Below are 12,884 nucleotides of genomic sequence, written 5' to 3'. Positions count from 1 at the left end.
AGCTTATTGAGTATTATTTGATTTCATCAACCAACGATCAATATAAGGCCGTCCAATCCCAACAATGCCGACAAATACAAGCATGGTCGCAAGTTGAAAACGTAACCGAATTGGGTCAATTCCATTAAAGCTGAAGTAATTGTCCGCAAAAACGTAGAGAACAACTATCGTTAGCCAATGCCAAAGTGTGAGCCTTTTAATTCCAACTGCATAAAATGCAAGTGTGAGAATCGCGAAAGTCCCCAAAGTTGATTGCCAATTGAGGTTTGCACAAATCACGCTGAGTAGAAATGCGATGATGGGCAACACTACTTTGAGAATGCGGTCAACTAAAAGCTGATGCTGTCGTTGTTGAGCAAGAACATCAAACAATTTGTTTTGATCTTGAGCTGGCATAACATGACCTTGAGATTGAATCAAAGAAAACTACTTTTAAAACTAGCAGAATATATAAAAGCAGTGCTTGTTGAACAAGCACAAATGAAAGTTTGATAAATTATAAGTTATGATAGCATGATCACAAGAACTTCAAATGATGGATATCAGCATGCAAGGTATTAGCGGCATTATATTGATTCTTATCGTTGCGTGTTTATTGCCATATGTTTTTACCTTAATTGCAAAAGCAAAAGGTGGCTTCCAAGCAAAGGATAATCAGAATCCGCGTGATTTTTTGGCGAAAACGACAGGTCTAGCTGCAAGAGCCAATGCAGTACAACAGAATAGTTTTGAAAGTTTGCCCTTATTTATCGCTGCAATTTTAATGGCTGAATATATGGTTGTGCCTGAGAAATTTATTCTCAGCTTAGGCTGGGCGTATATTATATTTCGCATTATTTATGGCATCTGTTATTTAGCGAATCTAGCTACTTTACGTTCGATTATTTGGTTTTTTTCAATATTTTGTCCAATTTTACTGTTTGTGATTACGATTAAACTGACCTAAATCGATATTGAGTATAAAATTCATTAACGCTCAGCATATCTAGCATCATTTTTATGGTATTCACGCTATAATCTGTTGGATTTACATCTAAGTTCACAAGATAAACGAGTGTTGATATGAGTTATAGCAATATTCCTGCGGGTAAAGACGCACCAAATGACATCTATGTCATCATTGAGATTCCTGCAAATGCAGCGCCAATCAAATACGAAATCGATAAAGATTCTGATGCGTTATTTGTAGACCGTTTTATGGGTACAGCAATGTTCTACCCAGCTAACTATGGTTATGTACCAAATACATTATCTGAAGATGGCGACCCATTAGACGTACTTGTTGTAACTCCACATCCTGTTGCTGCGGGTTCAGTGATCCGTTGCCGCCCAGTGGGTAAATTAAAAATGGAAGATGATGGTGGTATCGATGCGAAACTCATCGCAGTTCCACATGAGAAGTTATCTCCTCTCTATAAAGATGTGAAAGAATATACAGATCTTCCACCTTTATTGATTAGCCAAGTTGAGCACTTCTTTGCTCACTATAAAGATTTAGAGCCAGGTAAATGGGTAAAAATCAGCGGGTGGGAAGGTGCTGACGTTGCAAAAGCTGAAGTATTGAAAGCAATCGAAGCTGCTAAGAAGTAATTTTCTGAGTAGATTCAGCTAGATTTTATGATTTAAAGTCTAGCTGATAAAAAAACCTCCATTCAATTCAATGGAGGTTTTTTATGACTTAAATAAAGCTGTGAATTAGAACAGTTTCACAGGAATATCAAGGAACAAACGCCATTCATTGGTTGAGCCAATGACATTGCTGACATATTGACCAGAAACATTATTATAGGTATCACTTGAACGTAAGTAAGAATAGCGAACACGTAGGCTTGCATCTTTCAATGTACCTGTTTGAACTGTATATTTGACTTGGTTAAAGAGCTCATGTTCTTCAGCTTGGTCAATGATTTTTGAGCGATCTGTTATTTTAGCGATATCAATATCCCAACCATAAACAAATGCAGTTGTCCAGTTTAGACCAGGTAAACCGTGATTTTTAAAGTTGTAGTTATATTGTAGCCCGACAGATTTTTCATCATTACCATTAAAGTCACCTAAATAGGAATTAGGGACATAGATACTTTGTAAACCATCAGCATTATAGCCATAGTCATATCCAGTATTACCTGTGTTATCTTGATAAGAAAGCATGACATTATGTACATCTTTGCCATAGCCCACTGAAACAGCCCAAATCGAGTTTTTACGGTTTGCTAGATCATCTGTGGTATGTGAATCAGTGAGTGCATCTTTATCCCATTTTGTATGATAACCCATGGCATCAAGTGTTAAGGTACTCTTGTCTTTTAAGCTTTGGGTAAAGTTTACATTAGCATAATGACGTTCTAACTTATCTTGAACATCTAAGCCATAATACGATGAGTTGAGTTGATCATTAAATTTATATTTAGCACCCCAAACTACTGCACGATCAAGCCCTTGACCTGTCACATCTTTATCGGTACTAATTTGGTTTGACATTTGGTTTTTTGTGAATTTACCTGCAACCACATTTAGATTTGGAATTTCATTACTTTCAATGAAAACACCTGTGTAATACTCAGGCACTAAACGGGCTTGATTACTTGCCATGACAGGAAGTGTTGACACCTGTGTACCATAAGTCACGGTTGTGTTGGAAATACGTGCTTTCACATTGGCACCACCACGAGCCCAATGATCATAAGCAAATCCACGATCATCTACAGGAATCATTTGATTACCCGTATTATTATTCGCACCAAGCTTGAAAGATGCATCACCTACTAGGCCAACACCAAAGCCAACAACACCCTTTGTAAAGCCTGATTGAAGATCAAAAATGGCAGTTTGAGCAGTTGAGCTTGTGTCATTTGTTAAACCGTCTTTTTTATCACGATTTAAAAAGCCTGTGCGGAACAATACTGAACCATTTGCATCCTCAACAAAACCTTTTGCTTCGCTTTGTTCGCTTGCGTATGTTGAGGAGATCAATGCGGCATTAATCAAAACCGCTAATGTTAGTTTCTTTGCCTTTGGCATAGGTAGTCTCATAATAAATAAGATTAATTTCGGTCAGAATCGAAATTTTGACCAATTGTATAAGTTATGCATAAAAAAGATAGATTTTTATTAAAATATTTTAATTAAATTTACACAAAAATAGGATAAGATTTTTTGTTTTTATTCTTGTATAAAAAATAGATGAATTAAAATTAGATAATTGTTTTTTATATAAAAAATACAATATAATTCCTGTAATTAAAATTGATTATTTTTTGATATTTTCTTTTTAAAATATGTGACTATGTTGATAATTTCTTTTCAAATTTAATGAGTTATTTTGTAATTGATTAAAAAATGATTGAGTTGATTTGCAAAAAATGACATCCCGATAAGTGGTAAAAGTTTTGTATCAAAAAGCGCTCGTTTTTTAGAAGTTGCACTTATGTTGTGCGAATTTCCTCGCTTTTTAAGCCAAAACTTCAAATGTTTAACAATGATCGATTGTCGAGCAGTATTGCTGCATTATTTTTGTGCGGTTTAATTACTAATCTTATTTTCTGCTTAAAAATGGATCAAAAAATCTATTTTAAAACGCTTAAATAGCCCTTTTTTATTCTCTTTATATATTTCATGACAAAGCTGTGACATCAAACCTAGGTTTTATAGTGCTTTAAAGAAGTTGGCATAGCATTTGCTATTCACATAGTGATGCAACTTAAAACATAAATTCAGTCGAATATCCATCATGGGGGAGATCAATATGATGAAATTTGCATGTAAGGCGATCGCGTTAAGTATTTTTGCTGTGACTTCGACTTTTGCTATGGCAGAAGATAAACCTTCATTATATGGTATTACTGCATCGGGCAATGTTTCAGCTGTAACAGATTATCGTTTTCGTGGTGTGACACAATCTTCGAATAATCCTGCGATTCAAGGTGGATTTACATTTTCACATACTTCAGGTGCGTATTTAGCACTTTGGGGTTCAAGTGTAGATTTCGGTATTCCTGGTGTTTCAACTGAAACTGACGCTACATTAGGTTTTACTAATAGTTTTGCCTTAACAGATAAAATTAAACCAACCTACGATGTAGGTGTAATTCATTATGGATATATAGGTTCTAAATCTAATGCTGTAAATGGATATAATGGTAAGAAAGGTTTAGCTTTTACAGAAGTATTTGGTAAGCTGACTTTCCCTGAAACATTATTAGCAGGTGATGCTCTAAGTGTAGGCGTGAATTATTCACCTGATTACTGGGGCAGAACGGATGATTTTTGGTATTTTAACTTAGGTTATTCAGCACCAATTGCAAGCACAGGTTTAACAGGTTTAGCATCTGTAGGGTATAATAAATTAAAGAATAAAGATTCTCTAAAAATTGTTGCTGGTGGTCCACATGAAGATGATAATTATATCGACTACAAAGTTGGCGTAAATTATAACTTCTTAGGTATCCTCGCTGAAGTTGATGTTGTTGGAACAAATGTAAGTACTTCAGGTATGAGTGATAATGACAAAAAACCTTATGACACAGGTGTTTTATTTAGTTTGACTAAAACATTCTAATTTAAAAAACATTTATAAACCTTTAAAAAGCCAGCCTATATGCTGGCTTTTTTTATATATTCTTAGAAAAGAAAAGCGAAAACTTTATATTCAGAATAGGTGCTAATTATGTGCGCCTCTATATTTAAAGATGCATTTTATTATCGCATTCTTATCGTTGGAGGTAGATAGATTAATAGAAGAATAAAATAAATATTTTTAAAAAATAATAACAATCAATAGCTTATATTTAATTCTAATTTGGTTCTTACTTTTGGCACAGCATTTGCAAATTTCATCATGATGCAATTTAGAACATAAATCAGTTGAATATCTAAATCATGGGGGAAATCAATATGATGAAATTTGCATGCAAAGCTACAGTTCTAGCGATGGTATTTACAGCATCAACTTTAAGTTTGGCTGAAGAAACAAATCTACCATTTCCAGGAACGATTACAGGCAATGTAAACGTAGTATCTAGTTATAATCTACGTGGTATGACAAATTCACCTGAAAGTGATACACCTGCAGTACAAGGTGGGCTTGATTATACACATGATAGTGGATTCTATTTAGGATACTGGTTTTCGACCTTAACTGCTGCATATGCAGATTTTAATACCTCACCGACTTATGTAAAAGAAGAGAAGAAGTCATTTGAAAATGATTTGTATGCAGGATACAAAGGAAAAATCACAAAAGATTTGGGCTATCAAATTGGTGGGACTGTTTATTATTACTATCCAGGCTGGGAATCAACGGGTTATGAAACAATTGTCGGACTGAGCTACAAAGACTTTAATATTACTGCTCAGACATTATTAAATAATGTGACTTTTGGTAATAAAGGTGACACCTATTTCTTGGCAACTTATGCACCTAAATTAGCTGGCGGATTTACAGGTAAAGCACAAGTTGCGGCCTATTATTATGGTGATGATGATGAGTATTTAGCTTACCAAGCTAAAGCAGGAGATGTCACCAAAACTGATTTTGCTTTCCGTCACGCAACTCTTGGATTGTCACATCCTTTAGGTAATACTGGTGCAACTTGGAGTCTAGACTATATCTTCGGTGGCTATACTCGTGATGAAACAAAGCAAAAAAATAAAGTTGTTTTGGGTTTAGGTTACGCTTTCTAAGAACAATAAAAACCAAAGCGACCTATAAGGTCGCTTTTTTATGGTCTGGTTTTAAGTTGAATGACCCCGATAAGACAAGGCTTCTGTTAAATGGGTTGTTAAAATGATATCGCTTTCAGCTAAGTCGGCTATGGTTCGTGCAACACGAAGTACACGATGATAGGCGCGTGCTGAGAGATTAAGTCGCTGTTGAGCCATTTCGATGATTTTGGCTGAATTTTCATCTAATTGAGCATATTGTTCTAGTAAATTTGGAGAAAGTGCCTGATTCAAACATTGCTGTCTTAACATTTGTTTATCATAAGCTTTCATCACGCGTTGCCGCACAATTGTAGAACTTTCTGTCGGACTTTGATCTTGTAGTTCTTTGGTCTGCAAAGGTGGTACATCAATATGTAAATCAATACGATCTAATAATGGACCTGAGATACGATTTTGATAGCGTTGAATATTTTCTACTGAGCACTGGCAGCGGCTATCTTGATTAAATGCGTAGCCACAAGGACATGGATTCATTGCTGCAATAAATTGAAAATTCGCTGGAAATGTCATTTGTCTTGCCGCACGGGAGATGACGATCTCTTTCGACTCTAGAGGTTGTCTGAGAACTTCCAAAACTTTACGGTCAAATTCAGGTAATTCATCTAAAAATAATACGCCTAAATGTGCAAGTGTAATTTCGCCTGGTTTAGGTTGTGAACCGCCTCCAACTAGTGCAATCGCTGACGCAGTATGGTGTGGTGCACGGAAGGGTCGTTGTCCAAAAGTATGTTGAGCATTTGCAACCGAATAAATACTTGCGACTTCTAAATTTTCTTGAGCATTAAGTGGTGGCAAAATAGAAGGTAGCCGAGAAGCCAGTAATGTTTTACCTGTGCCAGGTGGACCTTTGAAAAGTAGAGAATGCCCACCCGCTGCTGCTATTTCTAGTGCACGACGGGGACGTAATTGACCTTTGACATCTGCAAGATCAAATTGATAGTGAGTACTTGTTAAATTTTCTTGTTTGGGTGCGGTTGATAAATGAGAAGTGCCCAAAAAGTGTGCACACACATCTTGTAAATGACTGGCAGCATAAACTTCAAACTGCGGAAATTGATTGGCTTCTTCTAGATTATTAGTAGGTACCAATAAGCGGTGTTGGGCTTGTTGGCAAGCCATCGCAATTGGCAATATTCCAGTAACAGGGCGTAAATGTCCATCTAATGCAAGTTCACCAATAAATTCAAAGCCGTCAGTACAATTTTCAGGAAGTTGACCTGAAGCAATTAAAATTCCTAGTGCGATCGGTAAATCTAGGCGGGAGCCATCTTTAGGAAGATCTGCAGGTGCTAAATTAATCGTTAAACGTTTGGTTGGAAACAAGAAACCACTGTTGATAATTGCTGATCGAACACGATCTTTACTTTCCCTTACAGCGGCTTCTGCTAAACCTACAATGGTTAAGGAGGGGAGTCCTGAACTGATATGAACTTCAACTTCGATTTGAGGGGCATGTAAACCTAATAAACCCCTCGTGTAAATTTTTGCGAAAGACATTTTATTATTGTTCCATCATGGTGCTTTATTTTTAATCATTTTTGTTGATCTCTGCGCTAAACTAGTGCTTATTTTTGATCTTGCACCATTTTTTCTAGGGTGCTCATTTGCTGTTGTAACGCAGCGAGGCGTTGGTTTGCCAAATTTAGCGCTATTTTCTGGCGCTCTAGCTCTTGTTTAGAGACTAAATCTAATTTTTCGACGCTTTCATTGAGCAAAGCACGTAAATTTTTTTCTAAATCTTTTTTAGGTTGATCAACTTGTTCAAGAATGGCTTGTAAAAGAGTTTCAATCATGAAGCGCTCAATAGGTTATATGTATTTGTAGGCAAGTGTACCATTGCTTGTAGTAATCCCATAGCCCTGTTCAACGCATTGATGCCACCGATATCTAAATTCAGTTAAACAGGAGCAAATGAAACTTATTTTCGATTGAATATCTACATCTTGACGTCCAAATAGGTTATAAAGAAAGCTCTTGCTGATGGTTTGAAAATCCCCAACCTTCAAATATTGGCATGAAAATTGAACATAAAACCTTACTGGTGAAAATAAGCCGAAGGAAAACACACATGAAGCTTGTAACTGCAATTGTAAAACCATTCAAACTCGATGATGTGCGTGAAGCACTCTCTGATATTGGTGTTCAAGGGATTACCGTAACTGAAGTAAAAGGTTTTGGTCGTCAAAAAGGTCATACTGAACTGTATCGTGGTGCAGAGTATGTCGTTGATTTTTTACCGAAAGTAAAGATTGAAATTGCGATTAGCGATGAAATGGTCGATGCGGTTATTGAATCTATCACTCGTGTCGCAAGCACTGGAAAAATTGGTGACGGTAAAATCTTTGTCACGAATTTGGAACAAGTCATCCGTATTCGTACTGGTGAAACGGGACCAGATGCTGTCTAAATTGGCACAAAGTTTGCTGAGTTAGAATTAAGAGAAATAGCTCACAAAATAAGGTTGGGGGACACGAATGAAAAAAATGCTTATGGCGCTCAGTCTATCTGGCGCACTCTTAGGTGGTTCAGCGATGGTTTGGGCAGAAGATACTGCATCAACACCCGTTGCTGAACAAACTGTAGCAGCGTCTGATACGGCGGCTGCATCAACTGTCACTGTAGCAGCAGAAGCTCCTGCTCCCGTAGAAGCTGCTCCAGCTCCTGCACCAGTTGCAAAAGTTGATACAGGCGATACAGCTTGGATTCTCGTTTCAACAGCACTGGTTCTGTTGATGACTATTCCTGGTTTGGCTCTATTCTATGGTGGTATGGTTCGTAAGAAAAACGTACTCAGCACCATGATGTTTAGCCTTTCTGCAGCAATTCTAGTCAGCTTAATTTGGGTTATCGTTGGTTATTCGCTTGCATTCTCTGGTTCAGGTGCCTACGTCGGTGACTTTGCCAAATCAATGCTAAATGGCGTGGCATTTGATGCCTTAAGTGGAACTATTCCAGAAAGCTTGTTTGTTATTTTCCAAATGACATTTGCCATCATCACTGTTGCAATTATTAGTGGCTCGATTGCTGATCGTATGAAATATTCAGCATTCATGGCGTTTATTGCAGTTTGGGTAATCTTGGTTTATGCACCAATTACTCACTGGGTTTGGGCTGCTGATGGTTGGTTATTCAAAGCTGGTGCTTTAGATTTTGCAGGCGGTACAGTTGTACATATCAACGCAGGTGTAGCTGGTTTAGTGGCTGCGTACATGTTGGGTAAACGTGCTGGTCTAGGTCGCGAATCAATGGCACCGCACAACCTTACTCTCACTGTGATTGGCGCAAGCTTAATTTGGGTAGGTTGGTTTGGCTTTAACGGTGGTAGTGCTTTAGGTGCTGGCGCTCGTGCAAGTATGGCAATTCTTGTAACTCAAGTTGCCGCTGCCGCTGCTGCATTCTCTTGGTTGATTGTTGAACGTCTAGTTCGTGGTAAGGCTTCAGTACTTGGTGGTGCATCAGGTGCGGTTGCTGGTTTGGTTGTAATCACTCCTGCTGCTGGTTTCGTTGGTGTGGGTGGTGCATTAATCATGGGCTTAATCGGTGGTGTAGTGTGCTTCTGGGGTATTACAGCACTTAAACGTCTGCTTAAAGCAGATGATGCATTGGATGCTTTCGGTCTACACGCAGTTGGTGGTATCGTTGGTGCGATTCTTACTGGTGTGTTCTACAGTGATGAAATCATTAAAGCTGCTAATGTTGCGCTTGCTCCAACAATCATCGAACAACTAAAAGTACAACTTGAAGGTGTAGTCGCAACGATGGTATATAGCGCAGTAGTGACTTTCATTATCCTTAAAGTGATTGATCTTGTGATTGGTATCCGCGTAAGTGCTGATGATGAGCGCATGGGTCTCGACCTTAGCCAACATGGCGAACGTATCGAATAATTCATTATTCTTTGAAGTTTAAAAAACAGCCGAATAAGGCTGTTTTTTTATGCCTTTCGTGTGCTAGTTCAGCAATTGCAGAAACTTTGCTACACTTAAAGCAAGTGAGTAAATAATCGAACAACTATGCATTGTCCATTTTGTAACGCTGCTGATAGTAAAGTCATCGACTCTCGCCTTGCGGCTGAGGGTTGTCAAATCCGTCGTCGTCGAGAATGCACGATTTGTGGTGAAAGGTTTACCACCTTTGAAAGTTATGAAATGGTGATGCCACGGGTCATTAAATCAGATGCCAAGAGTGAACCATTTGATGAAGCAAAATTGCGCCGCTCATTGATGCATGCTTTACAGAAACGTCCAGTAACCCAAGAGCAAATTGAAACGGTTTTAAGTGATATACAATCACAAATTCGCCGTTTAGGTGAGCGAGATGTAAAGTCGAGAACCATTGGTGAGATTGTGATGCAGGCTTTATTTGCACTTGATCATGTAGCCTATGTTCGTTTTGCCTCTGTTTATCAAGATTTCCAAGATGTTGAAGCATTTCGTCGTCAGATTGAGCAAATGCAACAACGTGAAAATGAAGCATAAGTTAGAGAAATCATGTCTGAGTTCACGCAAAATCATTTATCCCAAGATCAATATTGGATGCAGCAAGCAATTGAGTTGGCTCGACTAGGGCAATATTCAACCAAGCCGAATCCTAACGTGGGTTGCGTTATTGTCAAAGATGGGCAGCTGATTGGAGAGGGCTATCACCCTAAAGCGGGTCAACCCCACGCAGAAGTTTTTGCACTTCGCCAAGCGGGCGAACATGCTAAAGGCGCGACAGCTTACGTGACTTTGGAACCATGTGCACATTATGGTAGAACGCCGCCTTGTGCAGAAGCATTGGTTAAAGCTCAGGTGAAGAAAGTCGTGGTCGCTTGTTCAGATCCTAACCCATTAGTCGCGGGAAAAGGCGTTCAAATTTTAAAAGCAGCGGGTATTGAAGTTGAAACAGGAATTTGTGTAGAAACTGCAAAAACGCTCAATTTGGGCTTTTTAAAAGCGATGTCTACGGGTTCGCCGTATGTGCGTTTGAAAATTGCATCTAGTTTAGATGGACGTACTGCAATGGCTTCAGGAGAATCAAAATGGATTACTGGAGCAATCGCTAGACAAGATGTACAACATTGGCGTGCAATTTCGGGTGCTGTGATTACTGGTATTCAAACCGTTTTAGCGGATGATTGTGAGCTGAATGTACGTGAATTGGACGGTATTGAGCTAAGTACCGTGGTTCAGCCGAAGCGTATTGTATTGGATCGCCAAGGACAGTTACCACTTTCAGCGAAGATTTTGAAAAATCCTGAAACAGTGATGGTGATGACACCATTTCGTCAAGAACTTGCTGATTTAGGCGTGATACAATTGGCGCCGCAACCCTTAAGTCAATTATTGCAAACTTTAACTCAGCAGTATCAAATTTATGATGTGTTGGTTGAAGCAGGCGCAACTTTATCAACGGCTTTTTTACAGCAGGGTTTAGTTGATGAAATGATCAGTTATGTTGCACCGACTTTACTTGGTCAATCTGCTCGTGCAATGTTCAATGCTGAATTGAGTACAATGGCAGAACAATTGCGTTTTGATTTAGTCGATGTAACCCAACTTGGGCAAGATATTCGCCTAAGATTGCTCCCTATCCAAGAGATGATATGAATCCAGAACCATCGGTTTATCACAAGCGTCGTCATGCAGCACGTACAACTGACGAATATCTTTTTCATCAGCTAGTACCTTATTTAGGCAATAAGCGTCGACTGCTTCATCTCATTTTGGAAGCACTTGAGATTACGGGCACACTGAATAGTAAGAAAAAGAATCCACCGATTTTTGCTGATTTCTTTGCAGGGAGTGGCGTGGTCTCACGTTTAGCACGTCAAAATGGTTATCGCGTGATTGCCAATGACTGGGAACCGTATAGCCATGCATTGAACAATGCGATTTTAGCCTGTGTTGATGCACCCGCATTTAAAGAATTAGGCGGCTATCAAAAAGCGATCGACTATTTGAATCGATTGCCAGAAGTCAAAGGCTGGGTGACACATAATCTTTGTCCACGTAATGACGATGTGTATGATCCTGCTCGTGACCGTTTGTTTTTCAAACGCCGTAATGGGATGCGTATTGATGCAATTCGTCAACAGATCGCAACTTGGCAAGCACAAGGTGCAATCAATGATGTGGAAATGAGTGCTCTATTGGCACCACTTTTATATTCAGCAAGTTTTGTTAGTAATACCAGTGGTGTATTTAAGAGCTTTCATCAGGGTTGGGGTGGCCGAACTCAAACGGCGCTAGAACGAATCGAGTCATTAATATGGCTTACACCGAGTCGTTTCTGTGAGATTGGAGATCCCAAACGACCTGCGGCTGAAATGTGGTGTGTCGATGCACAACATTTAGCCAACCAAATGAGTGGTTTCGAAGTTGATGTTGCCTATCTTGATCCACCTTATAATCAGCATGCCTACAGCAGTAACTACCATGTTTTAAATGCTCTGACTTTATGGGATCAAGTGGATTTACCATCACCTGATACCAAAGGCTTTAAGAGTGGAATTGATCGAGCATGGCGTAAAGAACGCCCAAGCCCTTATAACTCTTCTAAATATGCCAAAGAAGCTTATGAAAAGTTATTGGAAACAATTAATGCACGCTATATTTTGACTAGTTATTCGACTGATGGAAATATTGAGCCTAAAGATTTGCTGACTGCTAATTTAAAGCGCGGCAAAGTGACTTTGCTAACTCAAGATGTACCGCGTTATCGAGTGAGTAAACAGCGTCAATCAGAACGTGCACGTGTGCTTGAGTTTATTGTGATTACGGATACTCATGCGAAGTCTGGCCCGCCATTACGACAACTTTTAGGGCAGTTATATCATTTTGCTGAGTTAGGTGGTGTTGATACGACAGGCAATAGTACTCAGCTTGCACTTTGGTAAATTAAAGTAGACACCATTTTTGGATAATGTGGTGTCTATTTTCTATTTTTTTCACTTTCTTGTTAATACATATAATTTTATAAAATAAATGATTGTTTTTACATGAATTATCATTGAAATTAAGTGGGTCTTCCTGAACATCTTTTTAATTTTAAATTAATTAAAAACAATAAGTTATCTATAGTTGTTGAGTGGGTTAAACTTTTTTATTTACAAAAAATATTTTACTATTTGGTTGAAAAACTACCAGAAGAATATTGATCATTTTCGAAAATGAATA

13 protein-coding genes are annotated in these 12,884 nt (G+C 38.4%); 9 read left to right on the top strand and 4 right to left on the bottom strand.

The features are described from left to right. Nucleotides 1-3 precede the first annotated feature (3 nt). Complete coding sequence (locus tag CDG55_RS14025) at nucleotides 4-396, bottom strand: hypothetical protein (RefSeq protein WP_087536523.1); 393 nt, start codon at nucleotides 394-396, stop codon at nucleotides 4-6. 151 nt (nucleotides 397-547) lie between these two features. Between CDG55_RS14025 and CDG55_RS14020 the strand changes: the two genes are divergently transcribed. Further along, nucleotides 548-946, top strand: coding sequence for an MAPEG family protein (locus CDG55_RS14020; protein ID WP_087536524.1), 399 nt, complete (start codon nucleotides 548-550; stop codon nucleotides 944-946). 116 nt (nucleotides 947-1,062) lie between these two features. Beyond that, on the top strand, nucleotides 1,063-1,590 hold the full coding sequence (ppa, locus tag CDG55_RS14015) for an inorganic diphosphatase (protein WP_046737873.1): 528 nt from the start codon (nucleotides 1,063-1,065) through the stop codon (nucleotides 1,588-1,590). Between the two features lie 105 nt (nucleotides 1,591-1,695). Here ppa and CDG55_RS14010 read toward each other — a convergent pair whose 3' ends face one another. Beyond that, nucleotides 1,696-3,021, bottom strand: coding sequence for an OprD family outer membrane porin (locus CDG55_RS14010; RefSeq protein WP_087536525.1), 1,326 nt, complete (start codon nucleotides 3,019-3,021; stop codon nucleotides 1,696-1,698). Between the two features lie 724 nt (nucleotides 3,022-3,745). Between CDG55_RS14010 and CDG55_RS14005 the strand changes: the two genes are divergently transcribed. Both CDG55_RS14005 and CDG55_RS14000 read left to right on the top strand, forming a co-directional pair. Then, entirely contained in the window at nucleotides 3,746-4,558 is an 813-nt protein-coding gene (locus tag CDG55_RS14005) for a TorF family putative porin (protein ID WP_213066144.1), read from the top strand. A 335-nt stretch (nucleotides 4,559-4,893) separates the two neighbouring features. After that, a complete protein-coding gene (locus CDG55_RS14000; protein ID WP_087536527.1) occupies nucleotides 4,894-5,682 on the top strand; it encodes a TorF family putative porin in 789 nt (262 codons plus the stop codon). A 51-nt stretch (nucleotides 5,683-5,733) separates the two neighbouring features. Here CDG55_RS14000 and CDG55_RS13995 read toward each other — a convergent pair whose 3' ends face one another. Together CDG55_RS13995 and CDG55_RS13990 are read right to left on the bottom strand one after the other, a co-directional pair. Further along, entirely contained in the window at nucleotides 5,734-7,221 is a 1,488-nt protein-coding gene (locus tag CDG55_RS13995) for a YifB family Mg chelatase-like AAA ATPase (protein ID WP_087536528.1), read from the bottom strand. Nucleotides 7,222-7,289: 68 nt separating this feature from the next. Next, nucleotides 7,290-7,517 (bottom strand): accessory factor UbiK family protein, encoded by a 228-nt coding sequence (locus tag CDG55_RS13990; protein ID WP_087536529.1) that lies wholly within the window; start codon nucleotides 7,515-7,517, stop codon nucleotides 7,290-7,292. A 275-nt stretch (nucleotides 7,518-7,792) separates the two neighbouring features. On the opposite strand from CDG55_RS13990, the gene glnK reads away from it, so the two are divergent. The 5 genes from glnK to CDG55_RS13965 all read left to right on the top strand — a co-directional run bounded on the left by glnK (nucleotide 7,793) and on the right by CDG55_RS13965 (nucleotide 12,604). Next, nucleotides 7,793-8,131 carry a P-II family nitrogen regulator gene (gene glnK, locus CDG55_RS13985; protein ID WP_000780326.1) on the top strand — a complete coding sequence of 113 codons (339 nt, stop codon included), beginning with the start codon at nucleotides 7,793-7,795 and terminating at the stop codon, nucleotides 8,129-8,131. A gap of 67 nt (nucleotides 8,132-8,198) precedes the next feature. Next, entirely contained in the window at nucleotides 8,199-9,611 is a 1,413-nt protein-coding gene (locus CDG55_RS13980; protein ID WP_087536530.1) for an ammonium transporter, read from the top strand. Nucleotides 9,612-9,737: 126 nt separating this feature from the next. Continuing rightward, on the top strand, nucleotides 9,738-10,202 hold the full coding sequence (gene nrdR, locus CDG55_RS13975) for a transcriptional regulator NrdR (protein ID WP_087536531.1): 465 nt from the start codon (nucleotides 9,738-9,740) through the stop codon (nucleotides 10,200-10,202). A 12-nt stretch (nucleotides 10,203-10,214) separates the two neighbouring features. Further along, on the top strand, nucleotides 10,215-11,315 hold the full coding sequence (gene ribD, locus CDG55_RS13970; RefSeq protein WP_087536532.1) for a bifunctional diaminohydroxyphosphoribosylaminopyrimidine deaminase/5-amino-6-(5-phosphoribosylamino)uracil reductase RibD: 1,101 nt from the start codon (nucleotides 10,215-10,217) through the stop codon (nucleotides 11,313-11,315). Then, nucleotides 11,312-12,604, top strand: a complete 1,293-nt coding sequence (locus CDG55_RS13965; RefSeq protein ID WP_004659442.1) for a DNA adenine methylase — start codon at nucleotides 11,312-11,314, stop codon at nucleotides 12,602-12,604. The genes ribD and CDG55_RS13965 overlap by 4 nt, the downstream gene beginning before the upstream one ends. Nucleotides 12,605-12,884: the final 280 nt, after the last annotated feature.

The organism is Acinetobacter sp. WCHA45, from assembly GCF_002165255.2.
GTDB lineage: Bacteria > Pseudomonadota > Gammaproteobacteria > Pseudomonadales > Moraxellaceae > Acinetobacter.
This window is presented reverse-complemented; position numbering and strand designations above follow the sequence as displayed.